At 68.8% G+C, this 22,743-nt stretch carries 22 protein-coding genes; 18 read left to right on the top strand and 4 right to left on the bottom strand.

The genetic code is table 11. The features are described 5' to 3' along the window. The 6 genes from ACXIZN_RS11665 to ACXIZN_RS11640 all read left to right on the top strand — a co-directional run. Positions 1-229, top strand: a 229-nt coding sequence (locus tag ACXIZN_RS11665) for a hypothetical protein (protein WP_457954261.1), incomplete at its 5' end; no start/stop codon positions are given. Between the two features lie 21 nt (positions 230-250). Further along, positions 251-580, top strand: coding sequence for a hypothetical protein (locus ACXIZN_RS11660; RefSeq protein ID WP_457954259.1), 330 nt, complete (start codon positions 251-253; stop codon positions 578-580). Between the two features lie 4 nt (positions 581-584). Then, positions 585-896, top strand: coding sequence for a hypothetical protein (locus ACXIZN_RS11655; RefSeq protein WP_457954258.1), 312 nt, complete (start codon positions 585-587; stop codon positions 894-896). Next, complete coding sequence (locus ACXIZN_RS11650; protein ID WP_457954257.1) at positions 893-1,315, top strand: hypothetical protein; 423 nt, start codon at positions 893-895, stop codon at positions 1,313-1,315. The genes ACXIZN_RS11655 and ACXIZN_RS11650 overlap by 4 nt, the downstream gene beginning before the upstream one ends. Positions 1,316-1,327: 12 nt before the next feature. Then, the gene (locus tag ACXIZN_RS11645; RefSeq protein ID WP_457954256.1) at positions 1,328-1,978 is read left to right on the top strand and encodes a phage tail tube protein; all 651 of its coding nucleotides are present in this window, start codon (positions 1,328-1,330) and stop codon (positions 1,976-1,978) included. Positions 1,979-2,058: 80 nt separating this feature from the next. Further along, the gene (locus ACXIZN_RS11640; RefSeq protein ID WP_457954255.1) at positions 2,059-2,337 is read left to right on the top strand and encodes a hypothetical protein; all 279 of its coding nucleotides are present in this window, start codon (positions 2,059-2,061) and stop codon (positions 2,335-2,337) included. A 403-nt stretch (positions 2,338-2,740) separates the two neighbouring features. On the opposite strand, the gene ACXIZN_RS11635 is transcribed toward ACXIZN_RS11640, so the two are convergent. Continuing rightward, a complete protein-coding gene (locus ACXIZN_RS11635) occupies positions 2,741-3,550 on the bottom strand; it encodes a hypothetical protein (RefSeq protein WP_457954254.1) in 810 nt (269 codons plus the stop codon). A 187-nt stretch (positions 3,551-3,737) separates the two neighbouring features. On the opposite strand from ACXIZN_RS11635, the gene ACXIZN_RS11630 reads away from it, so the two are divergent. From ACXIZN_RS11630 to ACXIZN_RS11595, 8 genes are all read left to right on the top strand, one after another. Beyond that, positions 3,738-6,554: a phage tail protein gene (locus tag ACXIZN_RS11630; RefSeq protein ID WP_457954252.1), complete on the top strand. Its 2,817-nt coding sequence runs from the start codon at positions 3,738-3,740 to the stop codon at positions 6,552-6,554. Positions 6,555-6,574: 20 nt separating this feature from the next. Continuing rightward, a complete protein-coding gene (locus ACXIZN_RS11625) occupies positions 6,575-7,417 on the top strand; it encodes a hypothetical protein (protein ID WP_457954250.1) in 843 nt (280 codons plus the stop codon). Positions 7,418-7,759: 342 nt separating this feature from the next. Further along, positions 7,760-9,676 carry a hypothetical protein gene (locus tag ACXIZN_RS11620; RefSeq protein WP_457954249.1) on the top strand — a complete coding sequence of 639 codons (1,917 nt, stop codon included), beginning with the start codon at positions 7,760-7,762 and terminating at the stop codon, positions 9,674-9,676. 15 nt (positions 9,677-9,691) lie between these two features. Further along, entirely contained in the window at positions 9,692-10,009 is a 318-nt protein-coding gene (locus ACXIZN_RS11615; RefSeq protein ID WP_257487856.1) for a hypothetical protein, read from the top strand. Continuing rightward, complete coding sequence (locus ACXIZN_RS11610) at positions 10,006-10,971, top strand: LysM peptidoglycan-binding domain-containing protein (RefSeq protein WP_457954247.1); 966 nt, start codon at positions 10,006-10,008, stop codon at positions 10,969-10,971. The genes ACXIZN_RS11615 and ACXIZN_RS11610 overlap by 4 nt, the downstream gene beginning before the upstream one ends. Continuing rightward, positions 10,953-11,096: a hypothetical protein gene (locus ACXIZN_RS11605; RefSeq protein ID WP_378344491.1), complete on the top strand. Its 144-nt coding sequence runs from the start codon at positions 10,953-10,955 to the stop codon at positions 11,094-11,096. The genes ACXIZN_RS11610 and ACXIZN_RS11605 overlap by 19 nt, the downstream gene beginning before the upstream one ends. Positions 11,097-11,101: 5 nt before the next feature. Continuing rightward, on the top strand, positions 11,102-11,395 hold the full coding sequence (locus ACXIZN_RS11600) for a hypothetical protein (RefSeq protein ID WP_457954245.1): 294 nt from the start codon (positions 11,102-11,104) through the stop codon (positions 11,393-11,395). Beyond that, entirely contained in the window at positions 11,388-11,573 is a 186-nt protein-coding gene (locus ACXIZN_RS11595) for a hypothetical protein (protein WP_457954244.1), read from the top strand. Before ACXIZN_RS11600 ends, ACXIZN_RS11595 begins: the two co-directional genes overlap by 8 nt. Before the next feature lie 53 nt (positions 11,574-11,626). On the opposite strand, the gene ACXIZN_RS11590 is transcribed toward ACXIZN_RS11595, so the two are convergent. The 3 genes from ACXIZN_RS11590 to ACXIZN_RS11580 all read right to left on the bottom strand — a co-directional run bounded on the left by ACXIZN_RS11590 (position 11,627) and on the right by ACXIZN_RS11580 (position 15,366). After that, positions 11,627-13,327 carry a recombinase family protein gene (locus ACXIZN_RS11590; protein WP_457954242.1) on the bottom strand — a complete coding sequence of 567 codons (1,701 nt, stop codon included), beginning with the start codon at positions 13,325-13,327 and terminating at the stop codon, positions 11,627-11,629. Positions 13,328-13,618: 291 nt separating this feature from the next. Further along, positions 13,619-14,479: an NAD(P)-dependent oxidoreductase gene (locus tag ACXIZN_RS11585; RefSeq protein ID WP_457954241.1), complete on the bottom strand. Its 861-nt coding sequence runs from the start codon at positions 14,477-14,479 to the stop codon at positions 13,619-13,621. Positions 14,480-14,490: 11 nt separating this feature from the next. Further along, positions 14,491-15,366, bottom strand: coding sequence for an NAD(P)-dependent oxidoreductase (locus ACXIZN_RS11580; RefSeq protein ID WP_457954239.1), 876 nt, complete (start codon positions 15,364-15,366; stop codon positions 14,491-14,493). A 95-nt stretch (positions 15,367-15,461) separates the two neighbouring features. Here ACXIZN_RS11580 and ACXIZN_RS11575 point away from each other — a divergent pair, with 95 nt between their 5' ends. From ACXIZN_RS11575 to ACXIZN_RS11560, 4 genes are all read left to right on the top strand, one after another. Continuing rightward, positions 15,462-18,644, top strand: a complete 3,183-nt coding sequence (locus tag ACXIZN_RS11575) for a BTAD domain-containing putative transcriptional regulator (protein ID WP_457954237.1) — start codon at positions 15,462-15,464, stop codon at positions 18,642-18,644. 147 nt (positions 18,645-18,791) lie between these two features. Further along, positions 18,792-21,368, top strand: coding sequence for an FtsX-like permease family protein (locus ACXIZN_RS11570; RefSeq protein ID WP_457954235.1), 2,577 nt, complete (start codon positions 18,792-18,794; stop codon positions 21,366-21,368). Next, positions 21,361-22,053 (top strand): ABC transporter ATP-binding protein, encoded by a 693-nt coding sequence (locus ACXIZN_RS11565; RefSeq protein ID WP_457954233.1) that lies wholly within the window; start codon positions 21,361-21,363, stop codon positions 22,051-22,053. The genes ACXIZN_RS11570 and ACXIZN_RS11565 overlap by 8 nt, the downstream gene beginning before the upstream one ends. Next, a complete protein-coding gene (locus ACXIZN_RS11560; RefSeq protein ID WP_125677525.1) occupies positions 22,053-22,715 on the top strand; it encodes an ABC transporter ATP-binding protein in 663 nt (220 codons plus the stop codon). The genes ACXIZN_RS11565 and ACXIZN_RS11560 overlap by 1 nt, the downstream gene beginning before the upstream one ends. Positions 22,716-22,743: the final 28 nt, after the last annotated feature.

Raw genomic sequence — 22,743 nt, 5'->3', positions numbered from 1 at the left:
TCCGCCCCGGCCGCCCCCGCCGCCAGACACCACGCCCGGAGTCATCTGCACAGCAGTCCTCCGGGCGTTGGCGTCGCCTCCGGACGGCAACGCCTCCGAGACTGTAGGCGGACATTCCCGCACCGCCGCCCACGCCGGGGGCGGGCTCTACTTCACCGACGACGAACTCGACCTGCTGCGCCCGCCCGTGCCCGCGCCGCGTGCGGCGTTCACCATCTGGACCGTCTAACAAGATGGGGCGGTACGCACCATGCAGCTGCCTCACCGCCTGATCGTCGTGACCCCGGTTCCGGTGCCGGACGAGTACGAGAACCCGGTTCCTCGGCTCACCTACGGCCCGGACGCGCCTCGGCGGACCGTGGCCGGATTCATGCAGCCGGGGAGTTCGACGGAACCGGCCTCTCCCGGCCGTCAGGCGGTGGTCACGGGCTGGCGAGCGTTCACCGCCGCACCGGTCACGGCACGGGAGCGGATCGAGTGGGACGGGCGCACGTTCGAGGTGTCCGGGGAACCGGCGCGGTGGTCACCGCGGTTTGGCTACGTCCACTACGAACTCACCCTGACCCACGTGGAGGGCTGAACAGATGGCCCTGGAACACGTCACGATCGACTACGCCGCCGTCGCGGAACTCCTGCATTCGCCAGAGTTCGAGCAAGAGATTCGGGCGGTTGCGGAGAAGGTCGGCGAAGCCGCCCGCGCGTCTGGGCACGTGGTCACCTCGGGTGAACCGCTGCCGATCGAGGTCTACTCCGACCCCGACACCGACCGTGTGGGCTGGTCGGTCGCCATCCGCCACCCCGCCGGGCTCGGGATGGAAGCACGCTACGGGCTGCTCAAACGCGCGGCGGAAACCGCGGGCCTGTCGGTCGAGAGCGAACAGGACGGCGGGACGTGACAGGTCCTGTACCGGTACCGGTCGACGTCGCCGGGCTAGTCGTGCGACGCCTGCGCGGTCTGCTCGCCGGCCAGGGCCGCGCGGTCGCCGAACGAGTCCAGGTCTCGACCGAGACGGGCACGGGGCCGGACGGCGGACCGCCATCGCTGCCGTGGCTGCTCGTCGCCGAGGACGGCCACACCTGGACCTGGCCCGCCACACAGCGTGCGGTCATCCGGCTGACCGCCTGGCACCACAGCCCGCACACCTCGAAAGCCCTCGCCGCGCTCGCACTCGGCCTGCTCTGCGCACCCACCCCGCCGAGCCCAATCATCCGAGCCGAACCGATCACCGCCCCGCTCGCGGGGATCGATCCACACACGGCCGCACCGCTGGCCACCTGCGCCGCCGCAGTCTTCGCCCGCACCCCCACCACCTGAGGTTTCCCCTACATGGCAATGAACTCCGCGCTCGTCCGCGTCCCCGGCACCGGTGAGGTGTCGCTCGCACCAGCGGACACCCCTGAACCCGCCGACCCCATCGCACCTCTCGCGGCCCCGTGGGTCGGTCTCGGGCTGTCCACCCCGGACGGCACCACCCTGGCTCGCAAAGTCGAAAAAGAGGGCACCGAGCACTGGCAGCAGCTCACCCCCGCCCGCTACATCTACAAGTCCCAGGAACTCACCGTGGCCTCGGTCTTCCAGGAGACCAAAGGCGAAGTGCTCAGCGCGTATTTCGGTGGCATGAAGTTCGCGGCCGTCGGCACCGGAACCCCGAAGGTCTACCGGGCCGAGATCAGCTCCATCCCCAAGGGCGACGTCCGCGCGCTTTGCGTCGACTGGATCGACAACGTCTCCGACACCGAGGTCTACCACCACCGCCTCTACCTGCCGCGCGCCGAGGTCTCCGAAACCGAAGACGCCCAGTGGGGCCGAACCCAGGAAGCGCGCTGGGGCATGAAGTTCTCCGCCCTGGCGCCGCCAAAGGGCAAGACCTACATCGCCGTGTGGCTCACCGACGATCCCGCTGTGCTGTTCGGGGCACCTGCGGTCGCCACGGGAGCGCTCGACGTGATCACCGAGGAGCAGCCGCGCGTGAAGTGACGCTACGCCAGCTCGGCTAATCAGTATCCGCACCGCAACGACAGTTCCGAACACACCTCACTGAAGGAGCACACCAGCTGATGGCGACTCGACAGCGCGCGGAAGCAACCGGCAAGCCAGCCTCGCCCGGCGCGGGCCTGGCCGTGACCTGGCGCGGCAAGCGGTTCACCTTGCCCAGCCCGGACCGGTTCCCGCTCGAAGCCCTCGAAGCCGAGGAAGACGGCAAGCACCTGACCGCGCTGAAACTCATTCTCGGACCCGATCAGTACGCCAAGTGGCGCGGTCTGGCCACCACGGCCGCCGACGCCGAAGACTTCTCGGCCGTGGTCATGAAGGAGCTGGGGCGGGGAAACCCCTAACGGTCGCCCTGCTTCTGGCCGATGAGGCGACCGCCGAAGCTCTCGAAACAGACCTGCTGCGGTACGGGGTCGACCTGCTCGACCTCTACCGCGGCCACTTGTCGTATCGGCGGATCTGCGCGCTGGTCACTCACCTGCCCGACGACGCGGCGGTCTGGCGGCTACACGATCCCCGAGGTGCACTAACCCGCGCCGAATTACTGGTGGCCGCCACTGAACGTCGTGTGACAGCGCTGTGGGCTACCGTTGTCATAGCACTGGGCCAGACAGTCACGGACGAGCAGCTGGCCGGACCGCTGGATACGTGGACAAGGTTGACGAATACTAGGTCCCGAGCTGACGCTGCACCGGACGGTACGAAGCCGAAGTCGCTGCGTGAGATCGCGCTGTGGATGCGTGACGGCTAATACATCGTCGACAAAAGCGCCGACCGCTTCCTGTTAAAAAGGGTGAGCGCATCGTCGACCACAAGCATAGCCATTGAGAGAATCGCAAGGAATGCCTTCTCGGGAGTTTGCAACTTCACTTGCAGAACACTGTTTTCGACCTCGCCAAGTACGGCTTTCTCAAGGAGATCTATCTGCGCCCGCTGGCTACCATGCGCTATTCCGCTAAGGAGACTCCATATGGCCATAATGTGGCCAGGGTTGGTAATTGATAGCCCTGGACCGGCCGCCTCCTTGACAATCGAGGCGTAAGTCACCTTTCGTCCAATTGCGAGAGACCGTTGATCATTGGTCATCTTCTTCCTGGTGGCGACATCAAGGATAGCTTGGCGACTCTTCTCGATTGTACTGTTCTGCGGGGCGCCAAGATCGTTAATTATCCCTTCGCGGTCCAATGCGTCCGCCCAGCGGAGCTGGAGGCGCCGAAGAATCCGCTCATTCCTCAGCGTCGGTCTGAGTAGCCATATTACGGTCGCTCCACTCTCTATCGCAGATCGCATTAGAGTGAACGGTGATCTGGCGTGCAGTGCGCCCGCTTTGACTACGAGCATCCTTATTGTGTGCAGGTGCTCAATTGCGCTTAATAGGGAAGCTTGGGCGGCGTGAGAGAGCTGGTATGGCGCAGTGTCGCGGTCATCGCCAGCCAGTGGGCTGCCGGGATCCACGTCGACCCGGTCTTGAAAAATTTCCCACCATCTATCGATGGCGATAAAACGCTTCTCAAGCGCCTCGGCCAGCTCTCTCGAAATAGGTTCCTCATCAGTCATCCGCGTCTCCTCACTTAAGCGTTGCTCGAAGTGTATGTCTCCGTCATCGCCAGCTCATACCAATTTATGGCGGTGATTGGCGGTGGCGACAGTCGGTCATGCCTACCTGAAGGTTATGCCGAGCATGCAAGGGCTCGGTCGGTATCTGCGGGATCAAGTTCGCGAGGCTGAGCGGGATGTTCCGACAGTGCGGCTTAGCGCACAGGTTCAAACGGCGATCCTGAGGGAGCAACTTCGGGCCGCGGCGCAGGACGGTGACCAAACTGCCGTCAGGCTGCTAGCCGAGCTGGACACGCAACCAGCTGAAACCCGTTTCGCCGCGCTGAAACGCCGTCTCGACGGGCAGAACATCACGCTCAAGGTCGTACTGGACAAGTCGGTCGGCGCGAGTATCCGCGGCTTGTCCGAGGTGGACTCCCGGATGCGGGCCGCGACCGGTGCGATAGCGGTGCACTCGGGCGCAGTCGGTCTGGCCACGTTGAGGTACGGGGCGATGGCGGCCGGTGCCGGGCAGGCCGTGACCGCGCTGGGCGGGCTCGGGTCGGTCGCGGCCACGGCATCGGGGTCGCTGCTGGCTCTCCCGGCGGCAGGGCTCGCTGCCGTGGCGATCCTGCAAACGCTCAAGCTCGGGATCTCCGGGTTCTCCGATGCGCTCAAGCAGGAGGATCCGAAGAAGTACGCCGAGGCGATCAAGGACTTTCCGCCCGCGATGGCGGCGGCCGCGAACGCGGTCCGCGCGCTGCGCCCGGAGTTCCTCGGGCTACGGCAAGAGGTCCAGCAGCGGCTGTTCACCGGCCTGGCCTCGGAGATCACCGTCCTGTCAGGCACGTATCTGCCGTTGCTGCGGCACAGTTTGGGCGGGATCTCCGAGGGGCTGAACGCCGGCGCGCTCGGCTTCGCCGCGTTCGCCCGAGAAGGCCGCACAGTCTCCGACGTCGGCTCGATCCTGGGCAACACCTCGGCGACCATGCACGAGCTCGCGCAGGCGGTGCAGCCGTTCCTGCAAGGGCTGCGCGATATCGCCGCTGTGGGCGCGGAGTTCCTGCCCGGCTTCGGCTCCGGCCTCGCCGACGGTGCGCAGAAGTTCGCCGACTTCATCGCGGCGGCACGCGAGTCTGGGCAGCTCCGCGAATGGCTCTCGGCCGGGCTGTCGGCTGTGGGTGACCTGGTCACGGTTCTGAAGAACCTGGGGCAGGTCGTGTTCGCGGTGTTCTCCGCCGCCAGCACCGGCGGTGGCGGGCTGCTCACGGTCCTGGTCGACGTCACCGGCCAGATGACCGAGTTCGTGCGCTCCGCCGAGGGCGCGCGGGCCTTGGGACAGATCTTCGACGGCTTACACGCCGTCACCACGGGTTTGATGCCGGTTCTCGTCGCGCTCGGCCAGGCCGTCGCCACGTCGATTGCCCCGGCGATCGCGCAGCTGGGGCCGATGATCGGTGCGGCGTTCGCCGCACTGGCACCCGCGATCGCTCCGCTCGGCCAGGTCCTCGCCGCCTTGGCTCCTGTGCTGGGCACGGCGGCTCAGGCGTTGGCGGCGGTTCTGGTTCCGGCGGCTGCCGCGCTGGCCCCGATCGTCGGCGCGCTGGCCCCGGCCGTCGCGGAGCTGGTGGGGCAGCTCGGCGGCGCTCTCGGCGCGGCGGTGACCGAGCTGACTCCCGCCCTGGTGGTACTCGCGCGGACGCTCGCGCCGCTGATCAACCAGTTCGGCGGGCTCCTGGTGCAGGCGCTGCGGCTCGCGGCCCCGGCGCTCGGGCAGCTGCTGACCGCGTTGTCGCCGATCATCGGGCAGCTCGGTGGCGCGCTGCTGCAAGCCCTCTCGGCCGTGCTGCCGGTGCTGTCCGCGCTGGGCGGGGTGTTCACCTCGGTGCTGCTGGCCGCGCTGAACGCGGTCATGCCGGTGCTTCCCGTTGTGGTGCAAGCGATCCAGCAAATCGCCGGTGTGGTGTCGACCGCGTTGCAGGCGGCCACGCCGGTGCTGTCGGAGGTCGGCGGGCTGCTCGGCCAGATTGCCGGGCAGATCCTCGCGGCGCTGCTGCCGGTGATACCGCCGCTGGCCGAGGCGTTCCTCGGGATCGTGACGGCGTTGCTGCCGATCCTGCCGCCGCTGCTGCAGCTCGTGTCCGGGCTGTTGCCGCCGCTGCTGGATTTGGTGACGTCGCTGCTGCCGGTGATCGTGCAGGCCGCCGGGCTGTTCACTCAGCTTGCCGTCGCGCTGACCCCGCTGATCGTGCAGATCAGCCAGCTGTTGATGCCGATCATCTTGGAGCTTTTCGGCCTGGTGAAGGGCAAGTTCTCCGCGATCGTGGAGATCATCTCCGGTGCGCTGACCGTGATCTCCGGCGTCATCTCCGTGGTGACCGGTTTGATCTCGGGCAACTGGGATCAGGCGTGGACCGGTGTGAAGAACATCGTCTCCGGTGCCTGGGGAATGATCAAAGGGATTGTCTCGCACAGCATCGGCGGCGTGCTCGATCTCGTCGCCAGCATTCCCGGCCGCATCCTCGGTGCGCTCGGCAACCTCGGCTCCCTGCTGTGGGATGCCGGGCGGAACGTGATCCGCGGCTTGGTCGACGGTCTCACCTCCGGGTTCGGCTGGGTGAAAGACCGGCTCGGGGAACTCACCAACTGGATCACCTCGTGGAAGGGGCCGCCCGCACGGGACCGGGTCCTCCTCACCGGGAACGGCCGCTTGATCATGCGCGGTCTGCTGAGCGGGCTGGAAGACGGCGAACCGCAGATCCGGGACTACCTGACCGGCCTCACCAACACCCTGCACGTGGACACACCACCCGCTCCTGGCACCGCATCGGCGGTGAACGGCCAGACGGCTGCACCGGTCCGGCCGGTGTTCCCGCCGGGAACGTCCGCGTTGGACGCCGCGTCGATCTCGGCCGCCGTGACGGCGGGGGTGCTGCTCGCGCTGGATGGCGCACGGCTCCGCGTTGATGGGGCGGGGACTGCGCGACTGGTGAACACGGTCAACGCAGCCAACGCCCGACGCTGACGAAAGGGACGGTGGTCGTGGTGGGTGATTCCGTGTTCTGGCTGGGGCCGCTCGGCGCGCTACGGGCGCTGCCGTCACCGTCGCTGGGCGGAGCCCCGGAAATGGTGCCAGTCCGCACCGGCGGGCTGCATCGGTCGATCACGGGGCGCCCGACAATCGACCGGCTCGGGATCCGCCGCACCTGGGTCCTCACCTGGCCTTACCTTGACGAGGACACCCACCGGTGGCTGTCGCTGCTGCACGCGGGTCTGCTCGGCAGCCCGGTGTGGTTGCTGGACCCGACCGCCGGAAACCGGCTACCTGTCCAGGTGGCAACGGCCGGGAGCGTCGAGCATGGCCCGGAAGGTTTCGCCACCGCCGGAGCCCTCACCTGGGAGGCCGCCCCGGTCACCCCTGCCGATCACCCGGTACCTGCGGGGTCCGGGGCTCTGACGTGGACCACGGCCGCCACTGGCGGTGGTCTGCTGCTGACCCGGTCCGCCGTTCCGATCCTGCCGGGCGAGCCGGTGACGTTCGCCGCGAGCGTCGCCTCCACGGTTCCGGTGGCGCTGACCGCGTTCGTGCTCAACGCGGCCGACGTCGTGATCACCACCATGTCGACGACACCGGCCACACCCACCAGTGGCGGCGCCCGGATGCGGTTGACCGTGCCCGCGACCGACGGTGCCGCGTCGGTGCGCCCCGGGTTGCTGCTCGGGCAGGCCGGGACGGTGACCACCTCGGCGTGGTCGCTCACCAGCGGTCCGGAGCCGGTGGTGTGGTCGGCCGGGGGTGGTGCCGCGATGGTGCTGATCGAGTCGATGCCGTGGAAGTACCCCGTTCCCGGGTCGTTCGCGACCACGCTCACCCTGCTGGAGGTCTAGGTGACCCAACCCGACGAGCTGGCGGCGGCGGTCGACGCCGCGCAACGCCAGCCCCGCGCCAAGGTTCGCGTGGACTGGGGCCGGAGCGGCGGGTTCGACCATCCGCTCTCTGATCTGTCCACTGTGGCCGAAAGCCTGGTCATCGAACGGCAGATCTCCGGTGATCTCCCGGATGAGTGCACCTTGATCGAGGGCTACACGACCGCGACCCTGGCTGCCACTCTCGCCGGCCAGCGCGCCGACGATTCCCGCGACATCGCCAGGATGCTCACGCCGTACAGGCCGGATTCCCTGCTGCGCGACACCGACCTCGTCGACGCTCCGCTGACGTGTGACCTGGGGTTGCTCACCGCGTCGGGGCGGGAACTCGTCCGCCAGTTCACCGGCTCCACTCGCACGCTGACGTTTTCGGCGACCGGCCGGTCGGTGGAATTAGCCGCGCTGGACCCTGCCGAAACGCTCCGGGCGTCGGTGACGCTGCCGCCGGTCGCGCAAGAGGAGGAGCAGCACTACAACACCACCGAGTGGCCGTTCCAATGGCGCATCAACACCCAATGGGTCATCGACTATGTGTTGCGGCGCAACGGGATTTTCGCCTCCCCACCACCCCGGCCCGACTGCATGTTCGCGATGACCTGTCACGGCGGCCTGATCGCCGACGTCGGGTTCAACTCCGACTTCGGCTACGGTGAAAAGCTCGACGCGAGCGTGCCCGCGTTCATCCCTGGCCCCTACGGGATGCTCGCGGCGAACGGGACGGCGAAACTGTCCGCGAACATGAACGCCAACGCGGCGTTGGAGTTCTATCCGGGCTGGCCGGGCCGGGGGCACCTGTTCGAATTTCACTGCAAAGCCGGTGCCAGCAACACCTTCGCGCCGAACATGAACGGTGACATCCTCACTATCGGCACCGGTGTCCGGGGCATCTTAGGTGCCATGTTCACCGTCGCGGTGACCACCGCCGGGCGTCTCGTGCTGAAGGTGCAGTCGAATAGAGACCTTGTCACCACGATCAACGGCCCTGCCTTCACGGGTGAGGCCGCGTGGCATCGGGTCGGGCTGTGGGTCCGCTACAACACGACATCCGAGCGGACCATTGAGACTCGTTGGATGGTCGATGGAACGATCACGCCGCTCGCGACCGTGGCCGTGCCCATGATCTCCGAGGAACGCAGCACCGGTGGAACCCCGGTCTTCGCCTGCACACCGGTCCCGGTGAGCTGCCTGCAAATCAGCATCGCGGCCGCGCCACCCGTGGACTGGGGCGCACCGCACACGCCGCGAGCGGAGATCGACACCGGCCTGAACTGGATGACCGGCCTGCCCGACATCGTCAACGCCGACTCCTTCGGCGTCCTCAAACAAGCAGCGGCAGCGGAGTTCGGGGTGATCACTTACAGCGAGAACGGGCGGTTCCGGTTCCTTAACCGCGACACCGTCCGCGCCCTGGCCGCGCGACCAGCGACAGCCACCCTCTCTGCTGCCGGGGCGCTCACGGAACTGTCGCTCTCGACCTCGCTGGACTCGATCCGCAACGAGATCAGCCTCACCGCCACACCCCGGCTGAAATCCATGAAAGACGTCAACGTCTACGAACCCGCGACCGCCGACGAACTCGAAGCCCCCATGGGCACCAGCCGACCGATCGTCACTTTCCAAACCAGATCCAACTTCCGCGGCAACCTTCTTTTGGTGTACCCCCTCAGCACCTACACCAGGGACGATTACACACGGTTCTCCGCGTGCCGCCCGATACGCCGGGACACCGGAGCCGAGGTCACCACCGGCATCACGGTGGCAGCCATGCCCGTCAGCCAGGACCGCGTCAAGCTGGAAATCCAGAACACCAACACCTTTGCCCTGCGCTTCGCCCTCGACGACCGCCGCACGCCAGCCTTGCGCCTGGTCGGTAATCCCGTGATCAACGGCCGCCCCATAGCCCACGTCGCCACCCATGACGCCTCCATCGCCCGCTATGGCCGACGTGTCCTCGCCCTGCCGGACAACCCGTTCCGGCAAACCCTCGACTCCATGCAGGCCATCACGACGTCCCTGCTGGCCGACCTCACCCGGCCCACCACCGTCCTTCGAGACATCGCCGTCGTCGGAGACCCTCGCCGACGACTCCTCGACACACTCCACATCCATGACCCCGACGGGCTCGGCGGCCCTATCGCCGCTGTCGTCATCGGCAGCCGCCGCACCCTCAGCACCACCGACGGCCTCGCCGACACCCTCACCCTCCGGGTCCGCCGCTGAACCCTGGAGCCGCCCGTGACGCCTGACTGGCTCACCGCGCTGGCCGCGACCCTCGGCCCCGCCACCGGTGCCCTCACCGGCCTTCTCGCGGCTCGCCGCGCGATCCGCACCGCTCGTACCTCGGCCGATCACCAGGCGCTGGCCGAGCTGCACGCCGGGTATCAGGCGCTGCTGAAAGACCGTGCCACGCACACCCGTGACGTCCTGGCCGAACTCACGGCTGTGAAGACCGAACTGTCCGCCGTGCGCCAGGAGAACGCGCGGCTGCTGCTCGAAGTCGGCGCCCTGCGCGCCCAGATGAACCGCCCACCCGAAGGACCACCGACCCCTTGACCGACTACGGCATCGATGTGTCGCACTGGAATCCGGTCCACGACTGGAACGCCGTGCGAGGCAACGGAATCACCTACTGCTCGTTCAAACTCACCGAAGGAACCGGCTACACCGACCGCACCAGCGGCCCCCGTGCCCCGGCCGCCCGGCTCGCCGGCGTCGTCCCCGGCGGCTACCACTTCGCCCGACCCGGCGACCCGGACGCCCAGGCGGATCACTTCGCTAACCACCTGCGCCAGAACAGCCTGCACACCAGCGGATCCCTGGCGCCGATGCTCGACATGGAAGCCGCCGAACTGCGCGGCACCGCCAACGCCTTCATTCCGCGGTTCATCGCCCGCCTGCGCGCCGTAACCGGCGTCCGCAAGGTTCTGGTGTACGCGAACCTGGACTGGTTCACCCGAGTCCTCGACCCCGGACAGTGGGCCGATGACGGGGTGCTGCTGTGGATCGCCCGCTACAACGGCAACCCCGGAAACCCCGGCTGGACCCACCCGAAACTCGCGCTGCACCAGCACACCCAGACCGGAACCGTTCCCGGCATCGGCGGCCACGTCGACCGCAACGCCACCATCGGACAGTTCACGCTGTCCGATCTCGTCACCGGCGGCAACGGCCCGGCGCCGCAGCCGGTTCCGCCGACACCGACGCCACCGGCCGACACCGAGGTCTACACCGTCCGCTCCGGCGACACCCTCTCGGGCATCGCCGCGCGGTTCGGTACCACCGTCGCCGCGCTGGCCGCACTCAACGGGATCGCCAACCCGAACCGCATTTACGCCGGGCAGCAGATCCGAATCCGCGGCGGCACATCGGGCGGCCAGCGATACCAGGTCCGGTCCGGTGACACCCTCTCCGGCATCGCCGCGAAGTTCGGGACCAGCGTCTCCGCTCTCGCCTCGCGGAACAACATCTCGAACCCGAACCGCATCTACGCGGGCCAGTGGCTGACGATCCCGTGACCGGCAACGGCGGCTGGCTGCTCCTGCTCGTCCTGTTCGTCTGGCTGGCCTGGAAAACCGCCCGCGCGTTCGTCCGCGCCTACGACTACCTCGATTCCCTCCCACCCCGCACACCCAAGGAGTAAGCACCGTGTCTCGTTACCCCCTGCGCATCGCCGGGTCCATCGTCGGCGCGCTCACGGCGATCGTGTCCGGCCTCGTCGGCTCCGGACTGATCACCACCGACCAGGGCAACGCCACCACCGGTGTCATTACCGGCCTGGTGACTCTGCTGGCAGCGTTCGGCGTCGTCATCTCCACCGAAAGGAAGGTCACCCCGCTGGTAGACCCCCGCACCCGTCAGGGGGCACCGCTGGTGCCCGCTGAGACCGCCGTAGACACCCCGTACCGGGCCGCTGGGGGCCGGGAGACCGGCCGTGGCTGACACCCACTCCGGCACGGCGATCACAGATCCGGCCTCCGTGCTCACACCCGCCGTTCTCCAGGCCGCCCGAGCTGCGGCGGCCACCGCGCCGCCGTTCACCACGGCGCAGCGTGACCGGCTCTCCTGCATCTTCGGCCCGACCGTGCGCCGGGTCCACCTGAACAAGGCAGTCGGCTGACAGCACGTGGCCCCGGCAACCTCAGAGGATGCCGGGGCCACGCTCTATTCGTCTCAGCTGACCTCGGCCAGCACTTCGTCGTCGAACGAGTCGTCCACGCCCGGTATGGCTGCCGGGGCGCCCAGCCAGGTCAGCATGATGTCGTCCGGGTTGAACGGTGCGCGCCCGCCCTTGGTGGGCAGGAGGCGGGGAGTGACGACCGCCCGCAGAACCTCCCGCTGTTGCGACAGCGACAGCCCAGCCCACACTGTCCTGGCGTCCGCGCCGAGCAGGTCCGCGACAACCGGCGACACTCCGATCTGGCGCACGCGTTCCTCGGCCGCCTCGATCTGAGGCACCAGCTTCGCCTCGATCCGCGACAACCGTTCCGGCCCGATCCCGCCGCTGGCGGCCGAGTCGGTGAACCCGTCCAGCCGGGCGCGCAGCTCCCGCGCGGTCGCCACGGCCTTCGTCAGCTCGTCAGCCTGGTCTTCGTAGCGGAAGAGCTCCCGCGCGTCCTCGGACTCCAGTCGAGTCAGCACCGCCTCCACTACGTAGGCGTCGGTGCGTTCCATGTCCCGCGTGAGATGCCCATGGGGGCAGCGGTAGCCGGGCCGTGCACGGTGCAGCGGGGTGGAGCGGGTCGGGGTCTCGCAGATCCCGCACAACAGGATCCCGGTCTGCAAGTACTTGACCCGCGTTCCGTCGCGCACCGTACTGCGGCTCGGATCGCCCAGGCGGGCCACGATCAGCGCGCGTTTCCGATCGCTGATGATCGACTGCCAGACTCCCTTGCCGATGATCTGTTTGCGGAACACCCGCAACCCGGCGATCACAGGGCTGAGCGCGATGTTGCGAACCTTGGAGACATTCCACTCGCCGGGCAGCGGGTGATCCCACTGTTCCCGGTTCATCTGCTGCGCGACCTGCGACGGCGTGTCCTTCCGCGCCCGCACCAGCGCCTCATACGCGGCCTCCTGCTGCGCGGTGGACAGTGAGTCGATGAGCTTCGCCCAGCCGTGCGGGTCCTTCGACAGGTGCTGGAGCTTCTTCACGTGATCCGCACGCCACACGTGACCGCGAGCGCACGGCACACCGGCCTCGATCAGTTCCCGCACCAGCACCGACGCGTTCGGTTCCTCGATCAGCCGGTCCACGATCGCTTCCGCGATCGGCGCCGTCTCCGGATCGACCTCACGGTGTGCCTCGCCCGTGCGCTGGTCATAGACGATCCGGTAGCCGTAGCCCAGCGGGCCAGCCCACAGCCCTTCGAGCGCGCGGGCCTCGACACCTCGGCGGGTCCGCTTGCGGATCTTCTCCGACTCCCGCTCCGCGTCGACGGCGTCCTCGGCTGTGTCGATCCGGTCGTCGGGATCGTTCATGTCATAGATCCGGTCGTCGTAGGCCCAGTAGCCGCCGACCTTCTCCAGGATCTCGCGTAGCCGGGCGAACATCGACAGATTGCGCTGAGCCCGCGAGTTCTCCCAGGTCCACAGCAGATTCGCCCGACCGGTCGACAACAGGCGCAACGCCTCGGTGTAGTCCTGCCGCTCCTCGGTCGCGTACCGCGATGCCGACAGGTTGTTGTCCACCAGGACCGCCACGACGGCGATGCCGTTGTCCTCGCAGAACTTGCGGCCGACCGCGATCTGCGTCGACACCGCGACCTTCCGGGCCTTCGTCTCGTTCGACGCCCTGGCGTAGATCACCGCGAACAGCGGTGGAACCTCCCCAGTGATCGACCGCGACAGCTTGCGGTTCAGTGCCTTACCCACGAACAAACCCCCAGCATCTCGCCGGGCGGTGGTCGCCATTGGACCCCTGTATGTGCATGTCAAGTCTAGCCGACAAGCCACGCGACACAGGAGCATTGATGGAGTGCTGGACCCGCGTTTCCGCAGGTCCAGCACCTTGAACTGCTTGAGTTCCGTTCATGAGTTTGGGAACCTAAGTTGAAAAGCCGCCAAGGAGGCCTTCACGGACCTGCGACCACTGCCGCCACGATCAGTAGGTACCTGAGACACCCACGGTTCTGACCGTCCTCACCACTCACGAGCCACGGGCGCTTACTTGCGGTCCGCCTTGATGATCTCGAAGAGGCTGGTCCACGAGCTACGTCCGTGCCCGGCGGCGATCGCCTGGTCGTAGTGCGACTTGACCGCCTCCGGCAGGACCACGTCGATCCCGGCGTCCCGGCTCGCCTGGACGATGTGGTCGGCCGTCGCGCCCATCATGGTCACGTTGGCGTCGTCGCCGGGGTGCTCGCCCTTCTCGATCTGTTCGGCGGCGGCGTCCAGGTAGAAATCCATCATCTTGAAGTTGTCCTTGGCGTACGGGACGAACTTCTGCGCGGGCACGCCTGCCGAGCGGACCAGCGCGCTCGCGTGCAGGAACACCGAAAGCGAGGTCAGGAAGATGTCCAGCTGCGCCTGGTAGAACAGCTGCGCCAGCCGGACGTCCTCGCCGAGGAAGTCCGGTCGCCCGATCAGCGCCAGCGTTTCGCGGTGCTTCTCGAAGACGTCGGCCGGGCCGCTGTAGAAGACGTACGCCTCGTCCTTGCCCACCAGCTCGGCGGGCACCATCACGCCACCGGCGATGAACCGCCCGCCCCTGGCCTCGACCCATTCCGCGGCTTCGCGGGTCTTCTCCGGGGTGTCCGAGCTGAGATTGACGATCACCTTGCCCGCCAGGGCATCCTCGGCCTTGCCAAGGATGTCGTACATCGCGGCGTAGTCGGTGAGGCTCAGCAACACCAGCTCCGAGGCCGCCACCGCGTCCGCGGGGGTAGCGGCGCGCACGGCACCCGCGGCGACGACGTCGTCCGCGCGGGCGGCGGTGCGGTTCCAGACCGTCACTCCGTTGCCGTTCTCCAGGAGCACCCGGACCATGGCCTGTCCCATCGGGCCGAGCCCGATCATTGTGATCATTGTGTCTTCCTTTACTTCTTGAGGAGTTCGATGACGCCGATGAGGTCTTCGGCGCCGTGTCCGTCGGCGACCCGCTTGTCCATCAGCGACTGGAGCGGGGTGAGCAGTTCGGCGCTGATGCCCTGGTCCTTCGCCGCCTGCGCGAGGTTCGGGTAGGCGGCCGCCTGCATCTCGATGTTCGACACGACGTCGGTCACGTAGTCGCCGTCGTCGATCTGCTCGGCGGAGCGCTCCAGGAAGCCGCTCATCGCGTCGATCCATGCCCGGAGCAGCGGCGCGAATTCCCGCGCCTTGACCCCGGCCGAGCCGACCAGCGCGTACGCCTGGATGACGCCGATGAAGTACCCGTACATCCCGCTGAGCAGCGCGATGTCGTGCAACGGCGCCAGCCCCGGGTCGGCGCCGAGGTAGTTGGCGCCGCCGAAGGTGTCGAGCGCGGTGCGTGCCCGGCCGAAGACCGTGCCCGAACCGCTGTAGAAGATGAACGCCGCGGGAGTGCCGATCATCGGCGGGACGGCCATGATCCCGCCGTCCAGGTACTCCGCGCCCAGTTCTTCGGCCCAGGCACTCATTTCGCGCGCTTGGCCGGGGGTGCCGTTGGTCAGGTTGATCAGCTGCCGCCCCTTGAGCTCGGAAGCCACCGGGCCGAGGACCTCGTGGACCGAGTCGTAGTCGAGCAGGCAGGCGATCACGATCTGGTTCGCCGCGAGAGCCTCCGAGATGGTCGAAGCGACCGAAGCTCCCTTCGCCGCTACCGCCTCGGCGCGGCCCGCGGTCCGGTTCCACACCGTGACCGGATGGCCCGCGGCCAGTAGTGCCTCTGTGAGCGCGGTTCCCATCGCGCCCAGCCCCAGTACCGTCACCGGGGTCTTGCCGTGTTCGCTCATGGGACCACCGTGACGCGGGCCGCGCACGGATCGCTGCGGGTCCGCGCACGGCCTCGCGCACGATCCTGTCGGTGGTCCGCGCTAACGTCGGTTTCGTGCGATTCGGAGTGCTGGGACCACTCGCCGTGTGGACGACCGCGGGCGAGCCCGTCGTCGTGCCCGAGGCGAAGGTCCGCCTCCTGCTCGCGGGGCTGCTCAGCCGCGACGGCAGGGCGGCGTCGGTGTCGTCGTTGACCGACGACCTGTGGGGCGAGCATCCGCCGGGCAATCCGGGCAACACCCTGCAGACGAAGGTCTCCCAGTTGCGCCGCGCGCTGGATCGCGCCGAGCCGGGCGCGCGGGATCTCGTGACGCACCAACCCGCCGGGTACGTCCTCGCCGTCGAGCCGGGCGACCTGGACGTCCATCGGTTCCGCGCGCTCACCGCCCGTGCCCGCGACACCGTCGACCCGCGCGCCCGTGCCGCTCTGCTGGCGGATGCGCTGGCCTTGTGGCGGGGGCCCGCGTACGCCGGGTTCGAAGACGAGCCGTTCGCCGTCGCCGCCGCGCAGCGGCTGGAGGAGGAAAGGCTGCTCGCCGAAGAGGAGCGAGCCGAAGCCCGGCTGGCGCTCGGCGAGCACGGCATTCTCACCGGGGAGCTGGCCGGGCTGGTCGCGCGGCATCCGCTGCGGGAGCGGCTCCGCGGGCTGCTGATGCGCGCGTTGTACGCGGCCGGGCGGCACAGCGAAGCCCTCGAAACCTACGCCGAACTGCGTGCCCGCCTGCGTGACGAATCCGGTCTCGAACCGGGTCCGGAGCTCGCGGCGTTGCACCAGGCGGTCCTCACCCGCAGCCCGGACCTCGAGCCGGTCCGCGTCGCCGGGCCGGTGCGCGGGAACCTGCCCGAGGCGGTCACCGAGCTGATCGGCCGGACGACGGCGGTCAAGGAGGTCGGAGCGCTCGTCACCGACGCGCGGCTGGTCACCCTGACCGGGCCTGGCGGTGTGGGCAAGACCAGGCTCGCCATCGAGGCCGCGTCGAAGATCGCGATGGGCGACGGCACCTGGCTCGTCGAGCTGGCAGGGCTGGACAACGTCGAGTGCCCGACGTGCCCGCCCGAGGATCTCGTCGCCGTCGTCGTGGCGGCCGTGCTGGATCTCCGGGAAGACGCGACATCTGCCGGGACGCTGACCCAGTCGCTGGCCGATGCGTTGCGGGACAAGGAGATCCTGCTCGTCCTGGACAACTGTGAGCAGGTCGTAGAACCGGTCGCCGCACTGGTGGAGAAGCTGCTCGCGACGGCACCACGGCTGCGTATGCTCGCCACCAGCCAGGAGCCGCTCGGGTTGCCGGGGGAGAACGTCTGGGCGGTACCGCCGCTGGAGCTGCCCGACCTGCCGGATTTCGCCGCCGTGCGGGAGTCGAGTGCCGTCCGGCTGTTCGCCGCCCGTGCCGCGGCGGCCGCGCCGGGGTTCGCGCTCGACGCGGAGAACGCGGCGGTGGTCGCGCGGATCTGCCGCACGCTCGACGGCATCCCGCTGGCGCTCGAACTCGCCGCCACCCGGGTCCGGACGCTGGGCGTGCACGAACTCCTCGCCCGCCTCGACGACCGGTTCGCCCTCTTGTCTTCCGGCAGACGAGGCGGGCCGCGTCGTCAGCAGACGCTCCGGGCGATGATCGACTGGAGCTGGAGCCTGCTGAGCGAGCCCGAGCAGATCGTGCTGCGCAGGCTCGCCGTCCACGCCGAGGGCTGCGGGCTCGACGCGGCCGAGTCCGTCTGCGCGGGCGGCGAGATCGCCGCCGGTGACGTGCTGGACCTCTTGTCCCGGCTGGTCGACAGGTCACTGGTGGTCAGCAGGCCGGGCCGGTCGGGCGAACCGCGGTTCCGGCTGCTGGAGTCCGTGTCCGCGTACGCCTTGGGGCACGCCGAGCAGGCAGGCGAACTCGACGACCTGTACTTGCGGCACGCTCGTTTCCACGTCGAGCTGGCCGAACGCGGGGACGCGGGTCTGCGCGGGAAAGAGCAGCGGCGCTGGCTCGACAGGCTGGACGCCGAAGGGGCCAACACCCGTCGCGCGCTGGAAACGCTGCTACGGCGAGGAGAGCATCGGCTCGCGTTGCGGCTGGTGAACGCGACGTCGTGGTTCTGGTACCTCCGTGGACGGCTCACCGAGGTCCGGCGCTCGCTGGACCTCGTGCTGGCCACCGATTCCGGCACCGGAGACGAGTACGCGCAGGCGCTCGCCTGGCGCACCGGGATCGCCGTGCTCGACGGCACCGGCGATGCGGCGGACGAGACCGTGTGGGGTATCGCCGATCCTCTCGTGCGGGCGCGGGCGTTGTGGTTCCTCGGCTACGCGTGGTCCACGGTCGGCGACCTGTGCCGGGCGGAGAAGTTCACGCTCGGCGCGCTGGAAACCGCCCGCGACATCGGTGACGACTGGAGCGCCGCCGCCGCGCTGAGCGACCGGGCGGCCCACCTGATCGCCGGCGGCGACCTCACCGGAGGCGGCCGGATCGCCGCGCAGAGCGCCGCCATCTTCGACGGGCTCGGCGAACGCTGGGGCTGGTTGCAGGCCTCCTTCGTGATCGGCATGCTGGCGTCGATCGCCGGGGACTACGAGCACGCCGCCCGCGTCCATCGGGAAAGTCTTCGCCGCGCGGAGGAATTGGAGCTGTGGCCGGAGGTCTCCTACAAATTGTCGTGGCTGGGCCGGACGGCGCTGCTCACTGGCGACTTCGAAGCAGCGAAGGAGTTCCACGAGCGAGCCAGGACGCTGGCCGTCGAGTACAGCTTCAAACCGGGTGAGGTCTACGCCGAGACAGGGCTCGCGCTCGGCGCACGGCGTCAGGGGCGGTTCGACGAGGCCGAGCTGCGGCTGCTGTCCATATTGGACTGGCATCGCCGCGTGGAGTCCGAAGCGGGCAGCACCCTGATCCTCGCCGAGCTCGGGTTCATCGCCGAGCAACGCGGCGACGCGGCGGCGGCGAAACGGCTCCACTTGGACGGTCTCGCGATCGCTCGCCACAGCGAGGACCCCCGTGCGATCGCCCTCGGTCTCGAGGGCCTGGCCGGCGCGGAGGCGGCGGCCGGCTCGTATCCCCTGGCCGCGCGGCTGCTCGGTGCCGCGGCCGCCGCGCGGCGATCGGTGGGCGCTCCCCTGCCGAAAGCCGAACGGGTCGACGTCGACCGGATCACCTGCGTGATCGTCACGGCACTCGGAGAAACCGCATTCTCGGCGGAGAGTGAGGAGGGTGAGACAACGCCGATCGACCAATTGGTGACGGACAGTCAGTGACAACGCACCCGTGTCACCACAATGGACCAGACCTTACTTCACGTCAGCAACAAACAGTGATTCCTTCCTGTCATCAGAGCGCCGTGACCGGTAGCGTGCGTATCCATGCGGGTGAGGTGGGGGGCTCCCGGCGGGCCCAGGGTGACAATGCCGTGGCGAGCGGCTCCGAAAGCGGCACTGACCAGTCCCCTGACTTTGATCATCGCCGCGGTGACGGCCTTGCTGGCCTGTTTCCTCGGCACCGCCGCCGTCCTGCAGGCCTCGGCCTCGGGTGGCGCGGCCGTCACGTACCAGTCCGGCATCGTGTGCCCGGATTACTACGGGCCGGTCTTCAGCAAGGACAACGTGCCCGCAGCGGTGGCTCCGCAGGTCGTCGACTCGGTCCGCCGGAACGCCCCGGCACACGGCTTCCCCGCGCCGGTCACCTCCCGCTACACGCCGTACCTCTTCGGCACCGAGTTCAACGGCGACCCCAACTACAAGGTCGTGCTCGCCCATCGTGACCAGGCGGCGCAGGGCCATCTCGACGTGACGAGCGGATCCGCGGGCTCCGGTTTCCTGCTCGGCACCGTCGTCGCCGGGGCGGAGAACATCAAGGTCGGGGCCACGCCGAGCATCCAGGGCACCCCGATACCTCCGGTGACCGGGCTGTACCGGGACCTTCCCGACCCGGCACCGCGCTGGTGGTGTTCACAGCAGCGGAACGCCGTCGTGAGCAGGCTCGCCAACGACCCGCTCGACTCGGTCATGTTCGCCAACGACGGCAAGACCTTCGACGACACGGTCCGCGCGCTGGGCATCCCGATGATCAAGACGCTGCACATGTCGTTCTACGAGGCTCCGCCCAAGACGGTGAGCGAGGCCGAGGACCTGGAGGAACGCGGGAAGGCCCTCATCGCCGCGGTCAAGGCGGATCTGGGCTCCCGCGGCCTCGGAGACGCGATCGTCGGGTCGCTACCGTTCGAGCGCTCGGTCCAGATCAGCAAGCAGGCGGAATCGAACGTCCTGATCTCGATCCTGCCGCTCGCGGCCATCAGCATCCTCGTCGGCTGCGCGGGGATCGGCACGGTCGCGTTGCAGTGGTACCAGCGGCGGCACCCGCAGCTGAGGTTGCTGTCCGCGCGGGGCAGCGGTCCCGGGGCGCTGGGGCTGCTCGCGGTCGCCGAACTCGGGCTCCCGATCGTCGCCGGTGGTGCGGCGGGCGCGGTGCTCGCCCGGTTGCTGCTCGGGCTTTACGGGCCACCGGGTGAACTGGACGACGGCGCGACGTTCTGGGGATCGCTCGTCGCGGCCGCGATCCTGCTCGTCTCGCTGGTGCTGCTCGCCGGGGTGATCTCCGTCCGCACCCATCGGGAGTTCGAACTCGGCCGGGTCCGCTCCGGACGGCGCAAGAAGATGAAGTTCCTGGCCTTCTTCCCCTGGGAACTGCTCACCGCCGGTGTCGCCCTGCTCGGCTGGAACCGGCTCGTCGACTACAGCAAGGGGTCGCGGATCGGCAATCCGCTCCCCCAGGTCGACCCGCTCGCGCTCACGTATCCGGTGTTCGTCGTCCTGACGGTCGGGCTCGTCGCCGCACGACTGGCCTGGCTCGCCCTGCACGCGTCGCATCGCGCGCGGCTGTGGTCCCGGCCCGCGTTGCAGCTGGCGATCCGGCGGCTCGCCAGTGCCCGCGCGCCGGTGACCGGTGTGCTCGTGATCGGCACGCTCGCCATCGGGACCCTGGCCACCGGCATCGGCATCGCGCGCGGTCAGGAAGAGGCCCTGCAGACGAAGTCCGCCATCTTCGTCGGGGCCGAGACCAGGGTCGACACCGAAAGCGTCGTCGGCACCGGGAAGGTCTCGCTGCCCGCCTCGCTGGACGGCGGCACCACGATCGTCGGCGAGCTGACCGGCACCGGCAACGTCGTGCTGGTCGTGGACCCGCGGACCTTCCGGCAGGCCGCCACGCTCGGTCCGCTCGACGGCGCCGAGGTCGACCGGTTGATGACCGGCCTGTCGAGCCCTGGCACCGGGGTCCCGGCGATCCGGATCGGACACGACACCGCCCAGAAGACCAGGCTGCCCGCCGGTCTCGCCGACGCCGAGGTGATCGGCGAGCTGCCGATGTTCCCGATCATCGGCACCAAGGCCGGGTACGTGATCTCGCGGGAATCGCTCACCGAGGCGCAGTTGCGCACCGTGCCCAAGTGGAGCGTGCTCTCCAGCTCGTCGATGACGCAGGTGACCGAAGCGCTGGCCTCCGTGGGGGTGATGACGGCGGTCAACCGCGTCACCCGTGAGTCCGCGCTCGACGCGCTCCCCTTCTACGTGGTGTCGTGGACGTTCTCGTTCATGGCCCTGCTCGGGGCCGTACTCGGCGTGGTGGCCGTGCTGTCGCTGCTGGTCGCGGTCGAAGTCCGGCGACGGCAGAACGCGCTCGCCGGGGCACTGGTGCTGCGGATGGGGATGCGGCCACGTGCCCTGCTGGCGAGCCATCTGATGGAACTGGGCACCCTCAGCGGGCTGGCCGTGGTCATCGGCGTCGTATGCGGTGTCTCGGTCGCGGGGCTTTCGGTGCCGCGGTTCGATCCGGCGACGTTCCTCCCGCCGCAATCGGCGCTGCCCGACCCGACCCCGCTCGCCCTGACCGTACTCGCCGTCGGTGTGCTCGTCGTGGCGCTGGCGGGCTGGATCGCGATGCGCTCGGTGCGCACCGCCCGGACCGCGGAGTTGATCCGTGCCTGAGAAACCGATCTTCCGGCTGCGCGGGATCGGCGTCGACTACCAGACGCCGGCGGGCACGGTCACCGGCGTCGAAGACGTCACCTTCGACATCCCGGCGCGCGGGATCACCGTGCTGGCGGGGCCCTCCGGCTCCGGCAAGTCCACCCTGCTGCGGACGCTCGGCCTCTTCGAACAGCCCGTGCGGGGCACGATCTCGTTCCAGGGCAGCGAAACCGGCAAGCTGCGGCATCGTGACCGGCGGGCGCTGCGGCGGACCCATCTCGGCCTGGTGTTCCAGAACCCGACCGACAACCTGCTCGCGTATCTGAGCGTCGCGGACAATCTGCGCGCAGCCGCCGAATCGGCCGGGACCGAATGCCTGCCCGACGACATCCTCGAACAGCTGGGGCTCGGCGGGACCGGCAGCTGGCGGATCTCCGCACTGTCGGGCGGGCAGCAGCAACGGCTCGCGTTCGGCTGCACCCTGGCTCGCCGCTCGACCGTCGTGCTCGCCGACGAGCCGACGTCCCAATTGGACGAAGGCTCCGCCGACCGGGTGCTCGACACCCTGAAGTACCTGGCGGGTCAGGATTTCGCCGTCATCGTCGCGTCGCACGACGACCGGCTCATCGAACTCGGCAGCCGCGTCGCGCGGATGCACAAGGGCAGACTGGAAGAAGTCGAAGAACGGGAGGTCGTGCCGTGATGGCGGAACCCGCCCTCGAGGCCGTCGGGTTGCGCCGCCGGTTCCCCCATCCCAGCGGGGACGTCGAAGTCCTGCGCGGGCTCGAACTGCGGGTGGCCGCGGGCGAACTGGTCACCGTGTCCGGCCGGTCGGGTTCCGGCAAGAGCGCGCTGCTGGCGCTGCTGTGCGGTTTCGACTCGCCCGATTCCGGCAGTGTCCTCCTGGACGGCGTCCCGATAGCGGGCGCGCCGCCGTGGCACACCTGCGCCGTCCTGCCGCAGGCACTCGGCCTCGCGAACGAACTGACCATCGCGGAGAACGTGGCGCTGCCGTTGAGGCTCCGGTCCGACGTCCCCAAGCCCAGCGCGAAGGACATCCACACGCGGGTTTCGGATCTGCTGGAGGAACTCGGGATCGGCGATCTCGGGGACCGCTACCCGCTCGAGGTCTCGTTCGGGCAGCAGCAGCGGGTCGCGCTCGCCAGGGCGGTCAGCGGGCGGCCTCGGGTTCTGCTCACCGACGAGCCGACGGCGCATCTGGACGCCGGGAGCACGCCACGGGTGCTTCGGCTGTTGCGGCGCTGCGCCGAAGAGGGCGCGGCGGTCATCGTGGCGACGCACGACGACGAGGTGCACCGGATCGCGGACCGGCGGGTACGGCTGCTGGACGGCGTCCTCTCCTGAGGTACCGGTCCGTGAAGGCCTCCTTGCC

The organism is Amycolatopsis sp. TRM77291 (genome assembly GCF_054166285.1).
The sequence above is the reverse complement of the archived record's forward strand: the minus strand, read 5'-3'. Positions and strand labels throughout refer to the sequence as shown.

Excerpts from the sequence above, each read along its gene's own strand:
- ACXIZN_RS11645 (WP_457954256.1), top strand. The coding sequence starts at position 1,328 with ATGGCAATGAACTCCGCGCTCGTCCGCGTCCCCGGCACCGGTGAGGTG.
- ACXIZN_RS11640 (WP_457954255.1), top strand. The coding sequence starts at position 2,059 with ATGGCGACTCGACAGCGCGCGGAAGCAACCGGCAAGCCAGCCTCGCCC.
- ACXIZN_RS11655 (WP_457954258.1), top strand. The coding sequence starts at position 585 with ATGGCCCTGGAACACGTCACGATCGACTACGCCGCCGTCGCGGAACTC.
- ACXIZN_RS11635 (WP_457954254.1), bottom strand. The coding sequence starts at position 3,550 with ATGACTGATGAGGAACCTATTTCGAGAGAGCTGGCCGAGGCGCTTGAG.
- ACXIZN_RS11585 (WP_457954241.1), bottom strand. The coding sequence starts at position 14,479 with ATGATCACAATGATCGGGCTCGGCCCGATGGGACAGGCCATGGTCCGG.
- ACXIZN_RS11580 (WP_457954239.1), bottom strand. The coding sequence starts at position 15,366 with ATGAGCGAACACGGCAAGACCCCGGTGACGGTACTGGGGCTGGGCGCG.
- ACXIZN_RS11660 (WP_457954259.1), top strand. The coding sequence starts at position 251 with ATGCAGCTGCCTCACCGCCTGATCGTCGTGACCCCGGTTCCGGTGCCG.
- ACXIZN_RS11560 (WP_125677525.1), top strand. The coding sequence starts at position 22,053 with ATGGCGGAACCCGCCCTCGAGGCCGTCGGGTTGCGCCGCCGGTTCCCC.
- ACXIZN_RS11570 (WP_457954235.1), top strand. The coding sequence starts at position 18,792 with ATGCCGTGGCGAGCGGCTCCGAAAGCGGCACTGACCAGTCCCCTGACT.